Consider the following 14,177-nt stretch of genomic DNA (forward strand, 5'->3'; position numbering starts at 1 on the left):
CTATCCCTTCACCGGTATCCAGATCTCCAGCCCGCCATTGCCGCTGCGCGGGTCGAATTCGGGGCCGTAGCGTTCGAATTCCGGCGCATCTGAAATCTCGTGGCCGGAGGCCGGCAGCCATTTGTTCCAGATGGTGTTGACCGTGCGGCGGATGGTCGAGATGTGTTCGCGGTGGGCAAAGACCGCATATTTCTGTGCCGGCACGCGCACCCGGCTGAATTCCCTGGGCAGGTCGGAAAAGTCCGACACTTCGACGCCGGCGATGTAGTCGAAATTGCCGGCATCGTCGCCGTTGACGCAGACGCCATAGGCGAAATTGCCGGTCTCGCCCGGAATGTTGCCGATATAGGGGCCAAAGCGCTGCCACTGCATCGGAATGGCGGCGCTGGTTTCGCAGCTGTAGCGTTCGCCGAGGCCGGCGATGAGGAACGGCCGGCTGGTCTCGAAACGCGGCGGTTCAAGGTTGGCAAGAAAGGACTGGTCCATCAGGATCGGCTCCACGAGGTCGAGCTTGTCGAGTGTGCCTTGCGCGCGCACCAGTTCCGGCGTGGTGCCGAACTGATCGCGGAAGGCACGGGTGAACGCCTCATGCGAGTTGTAGCCGGCATCGAGCGCGACGCTGAGGATGTCGGGCGCTCCGCCGGCCAGCTTGCGCGCCGCCTCGGTCAGCCGGCGTGAGCGCATGTAGCCCATCACCGAGCGGCCGGTGGCAGCCCCGAAAGCCCGCGTCACATGAAAACGCGACACGCCGCTGCTTTGGGCGACATCGTCGAGCGAGACCGCTTCCGGCAGATGGCTCTCGACGAACCACAGCGCTTTCTCGGTCGGGTTCATTTTTCTCCTCGCATTGGCCAGATCATGATGCCGTTCCCTGGCGCGGCCAGTTTGATCGAAATTGCGCATCCGGCGCAATCCGCGCCGATCCCGTCGCAGTTTCGCGCACCGATATGGCCCAAGACGTCAAGCGCTTCGCTTGACAGCGCCAGGCGACACCTTCTAGAACGTTATATTATTACAAACTGCGAGCGTGCAATGTCTGCCTCCCTCACGTGGCCTACCCCTCCGTCCGAGAAATCCGTTGCGATGCGATCGGCGCAAAACTACGCTGAGGCGGTGATGGTCCCCGAGTCGAAAGGCGAGGGGTGAAAAGGGAACGCGGTGAGATCCCCAGGGATCGAGGCCGTGGCTGCCCCCGCAACTGTAAGCGGCGAGCAAAATCCGTGAATGCCACTGGCCGGCAAGGCTGGGAAGGCAGGATGGCGCAACGACCCGCGAGCCAGGAGACCTGCCATCAGCATGGGTTGACCGGACGGGGTGTGCCGGGAGGAAACGCGAGTCTCGGTCTTGTCGGCCGGTTCGCCAGCTTCCTTCCGTCGCCAGTTTTGGAAAGTGACGGAAAGTTGGACGGCTCCATCCATCGCATCATCGTGTGCACGCTTTGCCGTGACCTTGTGACCGGGGTCAGGTCCGGGGAAGACCTTTGCACCGATTTGCGCTCCCGACTTTCGGCCGAGCACGAGCCGGCCGTGGCGCAGGGCCTTGCGGTCGAGGGCGTGGCCTGCATGGCAGGCTGCTCGCGGCCGCTGACGGTCGCCTTCCAGGCGCAAGGCAAGACTGCCTATCTCTTCGGCTCCATCGACGCACGAGCCGATGTCGGTGACCTCGTGCGATTCGCCAGACTTTACGCCTCGCTCGCCGATGGCTGGTGCAGTTCCGGTCAGCGTCCGGCGGGATTGGCCGGCAAGACGCTGGCCCGCATCCCCGGTCCGGGCAATCCGGCGGGCAGCAGCAGATGACCGTGGCGCTTCTTGAAGCACGTGACCTCTGCGCCATGGCGAATGGGCGGGATCTGGTCCAGGCGGTCAGCCTGTCGGTGGCCGCCGGCGACCGCCTTGCCATCATTGGTCCCAACGGCGCCGGCAAGACGACGCTGCTGCGCATGCTGTCGGGCATGCTGCGGCCGAGTTCAGGCGAGGTGAAGCTCGCGGGGCGCCGGCTGGACAGGATTTCGGCCGCTGAGCGGGCCCTTTATATCGCCGTCGTCGGCCAGACCGACCAGCCCGATCCGCGGCTGGCGGTGATCGACTATGTCGAGCTTGGCCGGGTCCCGCATGCCGGGCTGCGGCGCAGGAGCGAGGAACGCGATATTGTCGTCGACGCGCTGCGCCGGACCGGCCTGCTGCCGCTGCTTGGCCGCAGCATCGGCTCGCTGTCGGGCGGGGAGCGCCAGCGCGCCCAACTGGCCCGCGCCATCGCCCAGCAGCCACAGATCCTGTTCCTCGACGAGCCGACCAACCATCTCGATCCGCGCGCCCGCGGCGAACTGCTCGAACTCGTGGCCGGCCTTGGCATGACCGTGATCGCGGTGCTGCACGATCTGGCGCTGGTCGCGCCGTTCGCCACCAGGGTGGCGGTGATGAACCATGCCCGTCTGCAAGCGCTCGCCGCGCCGCGCGAAGCGCTGACCCAGCAACTGATCCGCGAGATTTTCGGCATCGATGTGCTGCGTCTGCGCCATCCGACCGAAGACCGCGAACTGACGGTGTTCGAGGTTCCAAACCGCGCCTCGCCGCCATCCTGATTGAAGTCGTTCCGTATTCGACCCAATCCCATCCACAAAGGAGCAACACCTGTGAAACGCCTCGCTTTTTCGCTCGCCTTCTCGCTGCTGGCCTCGACGGCCTTCGCCTTCCCGGTCACAGTCGACAGCTGCGGCAAGCCGCTGACCTTCGACGCGCCGCCGAAGCGCGCCGTCATCCACGATCTCAACATGGCCGAGATGGCTTTCGCGCTGAAACTGCAGCCGTCTATCGTCGGCCTGACCGGCATCACCGGATGGTACAAGGTCGGCCCCGAGTTCAAGGCCGAGCAGGGCTCGATCCCGGAGCTGGCGCCCAAATACCCGACGCTCGAAAACCTCGTCGCGGTCGAGCCCGATTTCTTCTTTGCCGGCTGGTATTACGGTATGAAGCCGGGCGGCGAAGTGACGCCCGACACGCTTGCCCCGCATGGCATCATGACGCTGGTGCTGACGGAAAGCTGCGTCCATCTCGACAAGAGCCGCCCCGCCGCCTCGATGGACCTGCTCTATGGCGACGTCGAAAAGCTGGGCAAGATCTTCGGCAAGGAAGCCGCGGCGGAAAAGCTCGTCTCGGGCTGGAAGACGCAGCTTGCGGACATCACCGCCAAGGTCGGCGAGCGTAAGGGTACGCGGGTGTTCCTCTATGATTCCGGCGAGGACAAGCCGTTTACCGCGGGCAAGTTCGCCATCCCCAGCGCCATGATATCAGCCGCCGGCGGCGACAACATCATGGCCGATATGGACACCAGCTGGGGCAACACGGACTGGGAAACGGTGGCGTCGCGCAACCCGCAATTCCTCATCCTGCTCGATTACCAGGACGGTGGCGGCTACAAGAAGCTGCTCGACTTCCTGAAGGCGCATCCGGCCATGAAGGAGACGGACGCGGTCAAGAACGAGCGCTTCGTCGCCCTTCGCTATGCCGAACTGACGCCCGGACCGGCCAACATCGAGGCGATCGACAAGATCGCCAAGGCCATGCATCCGGAAGCCTTTTGAGCTTGCGCCATCCGGCATTTGCACTGGCCATGTTGGTGGGAGCGGCGGCGATCGCCGCTCTCGCTCTGCTGTCGATCGCCTATGGCTCGACGCTGATCCCGCTGACCGACGTCGTTGCCGCGCTTGGTCGTGCAATCGGCTTCAGCGGGCATGACGTGTCCGGGCCGGTCGGCAAGATCGTCGTCGACCTGCGGCTGCCGCGCACCATCCTGGCCATCTGTGTCGGCGCCGGCCTGGGCGTCGTCGGTGCGCTGCTGCAGACGGTGACCCGCAACGATCTCGCCGATCCGTTCCTGTTCGGCCTGTCGTCGGGAGCCGCCGCCGGCGCTGTTTCCGTCATCACCGTCTTCGGCGACAGTTTTGGCATCTGGACGCTGCCCGTCGCGGCCTTCACCGGCGGCATACTGGCTGCCGGGGTTGTCCTGCTGCTGGTCGCGCGGGTGAGGGGGCAAGGCCCGGAGCGGCTGATCCTTGCCGGCCTTGCCGTGTCGTTCATGTTCACCGCCTTGACCAACTATCTGGTCTTTGCCGGCGACCAGCGCGCCGCCCACTCGGTGCTGTTCTGGACGATGGGCGGCCTTGGCCTGGCACGCTGGGACAATATCTGGCTCGGGGCACTGGGGGCGGGCACCATTCTGGCTTACGCGCTGTGGAACCACCGCCGGCTCGATGCCTTCCTGGCCGGCGAAAATGCCGCCGAAAGCCTTGGCGTGCCGGTGGCGCGCATGCGCAGGACGACGTTTCTCGTCGCCGCCTTCTCGACGGCGATCCTTGTCTCTGTCGCCGGCGTGCTCGGCTTCGTCGGCCTAATGATCCCGCATCTGTCGCGGCCGCTGGCGGGGCCCTTGCATCTGCGCCTGGTTGCCAGCTGTGCCGTCTTCGGCGCGGTGCTGTTGCTGGCCAGCGATCTTCTGGCACGAACGCTGCTGCCGCCGCAGGAACTGCCGATCGGCATCATCACCAGCTCGGTCGGCGCGTTTTTCGTCGTCACCATGCTCATCCGCAACCGGCTCTGACTACGGTGGGGAAGCGCAGAAAACGCCATCAGATAGCCGCCGGAGTGGAGTTTCCAAACAGGCTCTCAGACCGTCCAGAAATAGCGCACGATGTGAAAGAAGACCGGCGCGGCGAAGACCAGGCTGTCGGTGCGGTCCATCATGCCGCCATGGCCTTCGATCAGATGGCCCCAGTCCTTGACGCCCTGGTCGCGCTTGATGGCCGAGGCGACCAGCCCGCCGAGAAATCCCATCGAGCAGGCGACGAATGCCACGGCCGCCGCCTGCAGCGGCGAGAAGGGCGTGACGAACGACAGCAGCGCGCCGAGCAGGCTCGCCGACACCAGTCCGCCGATCAGGCCTTCCCAGGTCTTCGATGGCGAGACGTTCGGCGAAAAACGGTGTTTCCCAAACAGCTTGCCGAAGATGTATTGCAGCACGTCGCTGCCCTGCACGACGATGATCAGGAAGGCGATCAGCAACAGGGTACGGCCTTCGAAGCCCGGCACGTTGAGTGTCAGCAGCGCCGGGACATGGCTGACGCAATAGACCGAGATCATCACCGCCCATTGCTGCGCGGCGATGCGCTCGAGGAAGCGTTCGGTGTCGCCATGCAGCGCGGTGATGGCCGGCATCAACAGGAAGCAGTAGACCGGAATGAAGATGACGAAGAGCCCGTACCAGGCGGTCCACACCAGCCAGTATTGAAACGGTATGATGATGCCGAACATGCCAAGCAGCACCCAATGGTCGCTGCGGCGCGTATGCGTCAGCGTCACGAATTCGCGCAGCGCGGCGAAGGAGATCAGCGCAAACAGGATGGTCATGCCGTAGCGGCCGAAGAAGAAGGCGACCGTCATCAGCGCCACCATCACCCACCAGGCGTTGATGCGCTGCGTGAGATTGACCAGCGTCGAGCTGAGTGGCTTCGGCGCCCGCGCCGAAAGGATGGCGGCGACGATGCTGGCGGTGGTCAAAACCGCCAGCAGGCCGATGATCAGAATGGAGATCTCGTGGCGCATCAATCGTCTCGCTCGGGACGCGGGTTGAGCGCCAGAAGCGTGGCGTGGGCGCGCTCGAGAAAGGCGCGGCGTTCTTCGCCCGGGCCAACCGCCACCGGTGCACCGAAGACGACGCGGCACAGCAGCGGCACCGGCAGGAACTGGCCCTTGGGCAGCACGCGCGACATGTTCTCGATCCAGCACGGGATCAGCTCGACCTCAGGCCGCGCCATCGACAGATTGTAGAGCCCGGAGCGGAATGCCAGCAGCGGCTCGTCGGTCATGTTGCGGGTGCCCTCTGGAAACAGGATCAGCGAGTGGCCCTGATCGAGAACCGACAGCATGATCTCGATCGGGTTTTCCTCAGGCTTCGTCCATTGCCGGTTGATGAGCACGGACGACAGCATGTCCTCGGCGATGAAGCGGCGCAGCCGCGACTTTCCCCAATATTCGCCGGCGGCAACCGCGTGGGTGATCGCACGCTCCTTTTCGCTGAGGCACGCCGACAGCAGGATAAAGTCGCCATGGCTGGTGTGATTGGCGAAATAGATGCGCTGGCGGTCGGACGGCAGGCTGCCATTCCAGATCGGACGCACCCCGGTCACCATCCAGGCCAGCGCCGAGAGGCCGACGGAGGTTACCGTCTGCAGCAAGGTAAAGGTCTTGAGCGAAAGCTTGTTCATCGCGGCGCCCAAAACCCCGCCACCAGAAGGGCTGCGGCAAACAGCGCCAGGGCCGTGCGTTGCTTGAACAGCAAACGGCTTGTGCCGGCCATGCGCTCTTCGAGCGAGCGTGTCGCGGACGGGGCCGGTTTCAGGCGCATGCGCACCAGCATGTCGTCCACCGCGGCACCACCGGAAGCCTCGTCTTCATGGCCAGCCATCACCCTGAACAGCAGTGCGTCGAATGCTAGAAGCGCTGACAGAGCCAACACGGCAGCCGCGCCTGCGGCCGAGACCGACAATGCCGTGGTTGCACGCAAGGTCTCGAAGGCGCCGCGTCCAGAAGCAGCCACCGGCGCTAGAACGGTGGCGGCCACCACGAGTGCAGCTGGCCACGCGGCCTGCCGCATCAGCATGCGGGCGAAGCGATCGGTGCGGTCCTGGTAGGCATTGCCGGTCATGACGCCGCCCGCTCCGTGGCCCCGGCAAGATGCACCGGCCGACCGGCTGCCTTCAGCATCTCGCGGGCAAGCGCCGGCGTACTGGCTCTGCCGGTTGCCACCAGCCATTCGGCGACGACGCCGGCGCTGCGTTGGAAGCCGAGCGCGCAGCATACCAGCACGGGGCCGTCGCGGCGCGCATTCTCCAGCGCGCCGGCTGCCTGTTCAAGTATCGCCACCGGCGGCGGCAACAGGTCGATCATCGGAAAGCTGATCCAGCGGCAATCGGCTCGCGCCGGCTTTCCAAGTTCGGCGGCGAGGTCGATGACCGTGCCGAAATTGTTGGCCTCGCGTGCTGTGGGAAAGCGCCCGAGAAAGACGCCGTCGGCAATCGCCACCTGAGGAGCAAGACTACGCGTCCAGGCCCATATGTTTACCCGAGCGCCGAGGCGGTAAGGCAAGAGCAGGATACGGCTTGCAAGCGTGATGCTGCCATCGGCGGATTTCTGGAACACTTTTGCGCCGGCCTTGGCATAGGCGAGGGCGACGATGGCCAACGCCAGCGCCGGCCAAAGCAGGAAGAGCGCTGTGGCGGCGCCGAGCGCGGCGCCCGCCAGCACAAGGGCGGCGCCCAGCGCATAGAACAGCGCCAGCCGCCGCGCTTTCGCATCGCTGGTCAGTTTGGCGCCTGAAAACGGCAACGCGCCGCTGTGCGGAAACAGCCACAGCGCAAAGAAACCGAGCAGCGCGCCGGTCGGGATGTCGATGAAATGATGCTGCCAGGTCGTCAGCACCGAGGCGCCGATCACAAGGCACCAGCCATGCCAGAGCGGCAGGAGAAAGCCGCCGAGCCGGTGGCGCCAATGATCCCAGATGATCACCAGCAGCGCGATGTGCAGCGACGGCGCCTGGTTGAACGGCTTGTCGAAACCGCCGAGCACGGCAAACAGGAAGCCGGGCAGGCCGGTGGTTGCCGGCCGCACGAAGGTCGCGGTCAGCGGGAACAGGATGAAGCAGGCAACGGCGACGATCTGCGCGGTGAGATAACGCCCGGCCAGGCGGTCGACCCCTTGCCTGTTGTTGTTAAGCAGCAGCGACAGGCCGTAGAACAGGTTGATCGACCAGTAGGGCACGATGGTCCAGGCGACGAACGGGATGCTGTGTTCCCAGGAGAACACGATGCTGCCGACGTCGTCGCGCCGCGATGCCAGCCAGTTGGCGAAGCCGTAGCTGAGGTAGAAGAACGGCGCCAGGAAAGCCAGCCAGAGGGCTGCCCTGACGACCACCCGTCCATAGGGCTCAGTGCGCGCGGTGGATGCAAGCGATGACACCATGCTGCTCAGCGGCGCCGCGCGACCGAAACGGTGAAGATGCCCCATTGGTCGATGCGCTGCTCGAGCTTGTCGAACCCAGCGGCTTCGACGAGCTGGTCCATCTCGCCTTGCGTGCGCCTGCGCATGACCCAGGCTTCGCCGCCGCGATGCGAGGTCAGGCTGCGGGCAATCATCTCGAGCTGCGGGTGCCAGGGTTGGTTGGTGTAGAGCAACAGGCTGCCCGGCTGCATGGCGCTAGCCAATCCACCGAGCGAGCGGGCGATCATCGCATTGTCGGAGAACAGTTCGTAGAGGCCGGAAACGATGGCGAGGTCGGGCGCCGGATCGATCGAGGCGAGCATGTCGGCGTCGAAGGCGTCCGCGCGCTGGAACGAGACATCAGCCGGCAATTGCCGTTCAGCGATCAGCTTGCGGCCAAGCTGGACGTTGAGGTCGGAATAATCCTGCAGGCGCACGCTCGCCGGCTGGTCGGGGCTCTTCACGATGGCATCGAGAACATAGCGGCCGTGGCCGGCGGCGATGTCGAGAATGTGCGCCGGCCGCCCAGCGGCCTTGAGCGTCGCCAGGCAAGCGCCGATGAGTTCTTCGAGATGCAGCTTGCGCTGGCGGATGCCGCGCCAGCCTATGGCTTCCAGGAAGATGCGGTCGACGACGCGGCCAACAGGGGTAAGACCCCGTGCGTCGTTCTCGTAGACGTAATCCAGCGTCGAGCCGGAATCGAAGCCGGTGGCGATACCGGTCTTCATACCCTTCGAGACCCAGGCGCCCATGCGGATGGAGGCACGGCTGAAGGCCCAATAGAGGCCTTTGGGCGAGATGAGATCGAGCGGTGAGGCAAGCCTGTCGGCCTCGTCGCGGGTGTAGCCGGCGATGTCCGCCTGTTTCAGGTCGACCGGCGCGTCCGGTGCCGCGAACTGCCTGGCCAGGAACGGCCGGATCAGGTCGAGGGCCTGCGCGCGGTCGCGCTCGCCCAGCGTGTCATGGAAGAAGCCCGGCAACACATGGCGTTCCTTGGTGCGGCTGCCGAGATTGACGAAGAACGCGTGCTGCGGGCCGTGGCGCACCACCCAGTCGCTGCCCGAGTGCAGAAGCTGCGTCGGCACGGTGATGGCGCGGGCGTCAGCGACGATCCGCGCCGCGTGCTGATAGAGTTCGACCAGGATGTTGGAGGCGATCGGCCGCGTGATCAGCGGATCGCTCTCGAAAGAGGCGATGCGCACCGGATCATGGGTCAGGAATTTCGCCTTGACGTAGGAATTGACGAAGAAGCGGCCCTTGATCTTCTGCCAGAACGCGATGCCTTCCTTGGCGAAGGGCACGTAGAGTTTTACCGAAAAGGCGGGTGAGGCCAGCACCATGGCGCGCAGCTTCGGCGCATAGTCATGCGCCCAGGCGGCGGCGAGCACGGCGCCGAAGGATTGCGCGATCAGCGCGATATCCTGCGTGGCGAAGCCATCCCTTTCGGCAATCTCGCGCATGAAGCAGTCGATGTCGCGCACCAGGGCCGAGAAGGAAGGGGCATAGCCGCGCTCGCCGGACGAACGGCCATTGCCGCGGGCATCCCAGGCATAGAAGGCGTGGTCGGGCATCTGCAATTCGCCGACGAGATGGGCCATGCGGCCGCCATGCTCGTGGCCGCGATGGAAGAGCACCACCGCGCCCTTGGCATCGGCGGAAGCTGCCGGCCAGAAGCGGTAGAAGATCTCCGTCCCGTCATGGCTGCGGAAGACCCGCTCCTGCGCTTGCCGCTCAAGGCTTTCCGTGGCCGCGGCGGCGATCGGTTCGTGCATCATGGTCTTTCTCTTTGACGGCATGGCGAGCCCTCGATGCTCAACTGGCGCTGCCAATAAGGCCGGCGCGTATCCGGTTTATGGCGGTCAGCAGCGAAAGCGTTGCCATGGCCGGAAACACAAATGGCGCGATGGATGCCGGCCAGAGCCCGGTGGCGCACAGCACGGCGACAACGCCGAGCGCCAGCGCCCTGTCGCTCTTGCCGAACGGCCCGGCATAGTTACGCCCGATCTTGGCGGCGATGCCGAGTACGCCGGCGAACTCGGTCAGCACGGCCGATATCGCGAAGGCGACGACGCCCCATGGGGCAAATTCCGGAAAGACGGCAAAAGGGAGAATCAGCGCGAGGTCCGAAACGACGTCGCAAAGTTCGTTCAGATACATGCCGAGCGTCGAGGCCTGCCCGTGTTCCCGCGCCAGCATGCCATCCACGGTATTCAGCGCCATGCGCACGAACATCACCGCGGGGATCAACAGCAGCAGCCAGCGCCATTCATGCAGGATCGCGATCGCCGTCCCGGCCGCGATCGACATCAGCGCCGCCAGGATGGTTATGCTGTTTGCGGTCACGCCAATTGCCGCCAGCCGATTGACCAGCGGCCGCAATCGTCCCTGGAAAGCCGGCTTGAGAGCGTAAAGCGTCGGCATTTTCATTGATCCCCCGATCCTGATCAGCGGCTGTACATCAATATCTCAGACGCGACCAGCGTCTCCAAAGGGGACGGGGCGCGATCCGACTGACCGGCCACCCGGCGGTCGCAAATTGCTAACCATGATTTGCCCGGCATGGCTGCCATGCACATTTGCCGGCTTCTGGCGGAATACGGCATCTTGAATAGTAAGCACGCTTATTATATATCCCGCTCATGGTTTCCGATGGCATCGACAGATTGGGCTTCTTGATCCACGACGTGCAGCGCCTGATGCGCAAGCGCTTCGAGGCGAGGGCCAGTGGCTTGGGGCTTTCTTCGGCGCAATGGCGGCTTCTGGTCCGCGTTGCCAAGGAAGACGGTGTCGCGCAGGCGCGGCTGGCCGAACTTCTCGAAATCGAGCCGATCAGCGTTTCGCGCCTGGTCGACCGCATGGAAGAGGGCGGCTGGATCGAGCGTCGTCCCGACGCCACCGATCGCCGCGTCCGCATGATCTTCCTGACGCCCAAGGCGAGCGACGCCTACGCCGTGATCAAGAGCATTGCCGGGGAAGTCTATGAGGAATCACTGGTCGGCGTGAAGCCGGAAGCCCGTCGCGTCCTCGTCGAGGGACTTGAGGCGATGGTTCGCAACCTGACCGACGACGAGACGCCGTCCATTGAAAAAGCAAAGAATACAGAGGGCGCAGCAGCATGAACGCGGTAGCCAAGATAGACGAGAAAGTGACCGAACTGGAGATGGAAGCGCCGGCGCAGCCGGCCGCGGCACCGGTGGCGGTTGCTCCTCCGGTGCAGCCAACCCCGGCGCCCGTGAAGAAAAAGCGCCGGCTGGGCGGTCTTCTGCTGATGGTCGCGCTGCCCGCGGCACTGGCTGCCGGCGGCGGCTATGTCTGGGTCACCGGCGGCCGCTACCAGGAGACGGAGAACGCCAATCTGCAGCAGGCCAAGGTGTCGATCGCTTCGGATACGGCAGGCCGCATCGTTAAGGTCGACATCGCCGACAACCAGCTGGTCAAGCAGGGTGACGTGCTGTTTGCCATCGACCCCGAGCCCTACCGGATCGCCCTGGCCCAGGCCGACGCGGCGGTTGCGGTCGCACGGGTCGGTATCGAGCAGTTGCGCGCCGCCTACAGCCAGGCGATGGCGCAGGAAAAATCCGCCACCAGCGAAGTCGATTATGCGCAGTCGCAATACGACCGCGCCGCCGACCTCGCCCAGAAGGGCATCAACACCAAGTCGGCGCTCGATCAGGCCAAGAACGATCTCGACAAGGCCAAGCAGCAATTGGCGGTTGCCCAGCAAGGCATCATCAGCGCCAAGGCGGCACTTGCCGGCAATCCCGACATCGAGACCGACAAGCATCCGACCGTGATGGCCGCGCTCGCCGCACGCGCCAAGGCGGCCTACGATCTGGCGCAGACCACGGTCAAGGCGCCGGCCGACGGCGTCATCAGCCAGGCTTCCTCATTCAAGGTCGGCCAGTATGTCGGTTCCGGCACGCCGCTGTTCTCGCTGGTCGAGACCGGCGACACCTGGATCGCCGCCAATTTCAAGGAAACGCAGCTCACCCACATGAAGCCCGGGCAGAAAGCTGATATCGTGGTCGACACCTATCCGGGGCGCACCTTCGAGGCGACGGTCAAGGCGATCGGCGCCGGCACCGGAGCCGAATTCTCGCTGCTGCCGGCCCAGAATGCCACCGGCAACTGGGTCAAGGTCACGCAGCGCATTCCGGTGCGTCTCGAACTGACCGATGCCGACGCCAAGATGGCGTTGCGCACCGGCATGAGCGCCACCGTTACCGTCGACACCGGCGTGGCGCGTGGCCTGCCGTCGATCTTCGGTCACGCCACGGCCGGCGAGGCCGCGCAGTAAAAGTCAACAGAATCCCGAGGCGGGTGGAGGTGAATGGCAGGATTGGTCTGATGGGAGGAGCTGGAAGGATCAGCGTTTGGGCAAAGCCGCGCCGCGGCTCGACCGAAATCTGAAATCTTCGACGCAGACCCGTCGGTCCTCATGTTTCCGGGCGGCAGGCATCCGCTCATCAGAGACTTTCAGTCGATGTAACCCCCACATCGATAATCGCGTCCCACCGCGATGAGGGTCTCTCAACGGAAGGCTTTGCCGCCCGGAAACCCGTTGTACACGTTTTTGTTACCTGCTGGAAGTTCCACGTCATGAGCACACCCGAACCCTTCAAAGAAGTGCCGCATCGCGGCCTGATCACGGTCGCGCTCATGCTGGCGACGATCATGCAGGCGCTCGACACGACGATCGCCAACGTCGCGCTGCCGACCATGACGGGCGATCTCGGCGCCTCGCCGGACAACATCAACTGGGTGCTGACCTCCTACATCGTTGCCGCCGCCATCATGACGCCGGTCACCGGCTGGCTGGCCGACCGCTTTGGCCGCAAGGAACTGTTCCTGACGGCAGTGGTCGGCTTCACCATGTTCTCGATGCTGTGCGGCATCGCCTGGAGCCTGGAGACCATGGTGTTCTTCCGGCTCATGCAAGGCGTGTTCGGCGCCGCGATCGTGCCTCTGTCGCAAACCTTCCTGCTCGACATCAATCCCAGGGAACGCCATGGCCAGGCGATGGCCATCTGGGGCGCCGGCATCATGCTGGGGCCGATTCTGGGCCCGACGCTTGGTGGCTGGCTGACCGAGAATTTCAACTGGCGCTGGGTGTTCTTCATCAACCTGCCGGTCGGCATCGTCGCCTTTCTCGGTATGGCCGCCTACTTGCCGGCCGTTGCCCGGCGCGTGCGCGGCTTCGATTTCTTCGGCTTCGCCATGATATCGCTCGGCGTCGGCGCGCTTCAGCTGCTGCTCGACCGCGGCGGCGAGGTCGACTGGTTTTCATCGGTCGAGATCTGGATCGAGCTTGGTCTTTCCCTCACCGGCTTCTGGGTGTTCATCATTCACACGATGACGGCCGAACACCCCTTCATCGATCCCAAGATCTTCCTCGACCGCAATTTCGTGACCGGGCTGGCGTTCATCTTCGTCATGGGTGTGCTCATCCTGGCGAGCATGTCGCTGCTGCCGCCGATGCTGTCGACCATCTTCGGCTATCCGACCGTCACCATCGGCGTGGTCATGGGGCCTCGCGGTGTCGGCACCATGATTTCGATGCTCGTCGTCGGGCGGCTCATGAGCAAGATCGACGCCCGGATCCTCGTCGTCATCGGCTTCCTGCTGACCGCGCAGTCGCTCTACACCATGTCCAGCTTCACGCCGCAGATGGACAACTGGCTGATCATCAGCTCCGGCGTCATCCAGGGCCTGGGCATGGGAATGGTGTTCGTGCCGCTGTCGACCGTCGCCTTCGCCACGCTTGACGTGCGCTTCCGCACCGATGCCACGGCCTTGTTCAGCCTGGTGCGTAATCTTGGCTCGTCCATCGGCGTGTCGGTCGTGACGGTCCTGATGGTGCGCAACACGCAGATCAATCACACCGAGCTTTCGGCCTTCATCAATCCTTTCAACCCCAATCTGTGGGCGGTCTCTCCGGCGGCCGCAAGCGGCGATCCAATGGCGCTTTCGCAGGTCGATCGCATGGTCAATCTCCAGGCGATGATGATCTCCTACGTCAATGACTTCAAAATACTCATGGTGATGACTCTGCTTGCCATCCCGTTTGTTTTCCTGCTGCGCAAGCCAAAGCAGGCGCCTGCCGGCGGCGCACCGGCCGCGCACATGGACTAAGGCTTGTTGAGATTC

14 protein-coding genes and 1 riboswitch are annotated in these 14,177 nt (G+C 64.4%); of the genes, 7 read left to right on the forward strand and 7 right to left on the reverse strand.

Annotated elements, in window-relative coordinates:
• The gene (locus FCU66_RS00790) at window positions 1–834 is read right to left on the reverse strand and encodes an AraC family transcriptional regulator (RefSeq protein ID WP_136620456.1); all 834 of its coding nucleotides are present in this window, start codon (window positions 832–834) and stop codon (window positions 1–3) included.
• 266 nt (window positions 835–1,100) lie between these two features.
• A riboswitch (cobalamin riboswitch) is annotated at window positions 1,101–1,307 on the forward strand.
• 120 nt (window positions 1,308–1,427) lie between these two features.
• Between FCU66_RS00790 and FCU66_RS00795 the strand changes: the two genes are divergently transcribed.
• The 4 genes from FCU66_RS00795 to FCU66_RS00810 are packed head-to-tail and all read left to right on the forward strand — an operon-like array spanning window position 1,428 to window position 4,596.
• Window positions 1,428–1,796, forward strand: a complete 369-nt coding sequence (locus FCU66_RS00795; RefSeq protein ID WP_281285488.1) for a DUF1636 family protein — start codon at window positions 1,428–1,430, stop codon at window positions 1,794–1,796.
• A complete protein-coding gene (locus tag FCU66_RS00800; RefSeq protein WP_136620458.1) occupies window positions 1,793–2,581 on the forward strand; it encodes an ABC transporter ATP-binding protein in 789 nt (262 codons plus the stop codon). Before FCU66_RS00795 ends, FCU66_RS00800 begins: the two co-directional genes overlap by 4 nt.
• A 51-nt stretch (window positions 2,582–2,632) precedes the next feature.
• Entirely contained in the window at window positions 2,633–3,580 is a 948-nt protein-coding gene (locus FCU66_RS00805) for an ABC transporter substrate-binding protein (RefSeq protein ID WP_136620459.1), read from the forward strand.
• Between the two features lie 29 nt (window positions 3,581–3,609).
• Window positions 3,610–4,596 carry a FecCD family ABC transporter permease gene (locus FCU66_RS00810; protein ID WP_136620471.1) on the forward strand — a complete coding sequence of 329 codons (987 nt, stop codon included), beginning with the start codon at window positions 3,610–3,612 and terminating at the stop codon, window positions 4,594–4,596.
• A gap of 65 nt (window positions 4,597–4,661) precedes the next feature.
• Here the strand turns inward: FCU66_RS00810 and FCU66_RS00815 are convergent, their stop codons facing one another.
• Genes FCU66_RS00815 through FCU66_RS00840 form a run of 6 tightly spaced genes read right to left on the reverse strand, consistent with a single transcriptional unit; the run spans window position 4,662 to window position 10,451 of the window.
• Window positions 4,662–5,597: a phosphatidate cytidylyltransferase gene (locus FCU66_RS00815; RefSeq protein ID WP_126068674.1), complete on the reverse strand. Its 936-nt coding sequence runs from the start codon at window positions 5,595–5,597 to the stop codon at window positions 4,662–4,664.
• The gene (locus FCU66_RS00820) at window positions 5,597–6,259 is read right to left on the reverse strand and encodes a lysophospholipid acyltransferase family protein (protein WP_136620460.1); all 663 of its coding nucleotides are present in this window, start codon (window positions 6,257–6,259) and stop codon (window positions 5,597–5,599) included. The genes FCU66_RS00815 and FCU66_RS00820 overlap by 1 nt, the downstream gene beginning before the upstream one ends.
• Window positions 6,256–6,699: a hypothetical protein gene (locus FCU66_RS00825; protein ID WP_136620461.1), complete on the reverse strand. Its 444-nt coding sequence runs from the start codon at window positions 6,697–6,699 to the stop codon at window positions 6,256–6,258. Before FCU66_RS00825 ends, FCU66_RS00820 begins: the two co-directional genes overlap by 4 nt.
• Window positions 6,696–8,012: a phosphatase PAP2/dual specificity phosphatase family protein gene (locus FCU66_RS00830; protein WP_136620462.1), complete on the reverse strand. Its 1,317-nt coding sequence runs from the start codon at window positions 8,010–8,012 to the stop codon at window positions 6,696–6,698. The genes FCU66_RS00825 and FCU66_RS00830 overlap by 4 nt, the downstream gene beginning before the upstream one ends.
• 5 nt (window positions 8,013–8,017) lie before the next feature.
• Window positions 8,018–9,802: a bifunctional alpha/beta hydrolase/class I SAM-dependent methyltransferase gene (locus FCU66_RS00835; protein ID WP_168992043.1), complete on the reverse strand. Its 1,785-nt coding sequence runs from the start codon at window positions 9,800–9,802 to the stop codon at window positions 8,018–8,020.
• Between the two features lie 40 nt (window positions 9,803–9,842).
• Window positions 9,843–10,451 carry a CDP-alcohol phosphatidyltransferase family protein gene (locus FCU66_RS00840; RefSeq protein ID WP_136620464.1) on the reverse strand — a complete coding sequence of 203 codons (609 nt, stop codon included), beginning with the start codon at window positions 10,449–10,451 and terminating at the stop codon, window positions 9,843–9,845.
• A gap of 218 nt (window positions 10,452–10,669) precedes the next feature.
• Here FCU66_RS00840 and FCU66_RS00845 point away from each other — a divergent pair, with 218 nt between their 5' ends.
• The 3 genes from FCU66_RS00845 (at window position 10,670) to FCU66_RS00855 (ending at window position 14,162) form a co-directional block, all read left to right on the forward strand.
• Window positions 10,670–11,149, forward strand: a complete 480-nt coding sequence (locus FCU66_RS00845) for a MarR family winged helix-turn-helix transcriptional regulator (protein ID WP_136620465.1) — start codon at window positions 10,670–10,672, stop codon at window positions 11,147–11,149.
• Complete coding sequence (locus tag FCU66_RS00850) at window positions 11,146–12,327, forward strand: HlyD family secretion protein (protein WP_136620466.1); 1,182 nt, start codon at window positions 11,146–11,148, stop codon at window positions 12,325–12,327. Before FCU66_RS00845 ends, FCU66_RS00850 begins: the two co-directional genes overlap by 4 nt.
• Before the next feature lie 302 nt (window positions 12,328–12,629).
• Window positions 12,630–14,162 carry a DHA2 family efflux MFS transporter permease subunit gene (locus tag FCU66_RS00855; protein WP_136620467.1) on the forward strand — a complete coding sequence of 511 codons (1,533 nt, stop codon included), beginning with the start codon at window positions 12,630–12,632 and terminating at the stop codon, window positions 14,160–14,162.
• The last annotated feature ends 15 nt before the right edge of the window (window positions 14,163–14,177 follow it).

Source organism: Mesorhizobium norvegicum, from assembly GCF_004919685.1.
GTDB lineage: Bacteria > Pseudomonadota > Alphaproteobacteria > Rhizobiales > Rhizobiaceae > Mesorhizobium > Mesorhizobium norvegicum.

Coding starts and splice junctions, on each gene's coding strand:
- FCU66_RS00790 (WP_136620456.1), bottom strand. CDS start 834: ATGAACCCGACCGAGAAAGCGCTGTGGTTCGTCGAGAGCCATCTGCCG.
- FCU66_RS00800 (WP_136620458.1), top strand. CDS start 1,793: ATGACCGTGGCGCTTCTTGAAGCACGTGACCTCTGCGCCATGGCGAAT.
- FCU66_RS00810 (WP_136620471.1), top strand. CDS start 3,610: ATGTTGGTGGGAGCGGCGGCGATCGCCGCTCTCGCTCTGCTGTCGATC.
- FCU66_RS00815 (WP_126068674.1), bottom strand. CDS start 5,597: ATGCGCCACGAGATCTCCATTCTGATCATCGGCCTGCTGGCGGTTTTG.
- FCU66_RS00820 (WP_136620460.1), bottom strand. CDS start 6,259: ATGAACAAGCTTTCGCTCAAGACCTTTACCTTGCTGCAGACGGTAACC.
- FCU66_RS00825 (WP_136620461.1), bottom strand. CDS start 6,699: ATGACCGGCAATGCCTACCAGGACCGCACCGATCGCTTCGCCCGCATG.
- FCU66_RS00830 (WP_136620462.1), bottom strand. CDS start 8,012: ATGGTGTCATCGCTTGCATCCACCGCGCGCACTGAGCCCTATGGACGG.
- FCU66_RS00835 (WP_168992043.1), bottom strand. CDS start 9,802: ATGCACGAACCGATCGCCGCCGCGGCCACGGAAAGCCTTGAGCGGCAA.
- FCU66_RS00840 (WP_136620464.1), bottom strand. CDS start 10,451: ATGCCGACGCTTTACGCTCTCAAGCCGGCTTTCCAGGGACGATTGCGG.
- FCU66_RS00845 (WP_136620465.1), top strand. CDS start 10,670: ATGGTTTCCGATGGCATCGACAGATTGGGCTTCTTGATCCACGACGTG.
- FCU66_RS00850 (WP_136620466.1), top strand. CDS start 11,146: ATGAACGCGGTAGCCAAGATAGACGAGAAAGTGACCGAACTGGAGATG.
- FCU66_RS00855 (WP_136620467.1), top strand. CDS start 12,630: ATGAGCACACCCGAACCCTTCAAAGAAGTGCCGCATCGCGGCCTGATC.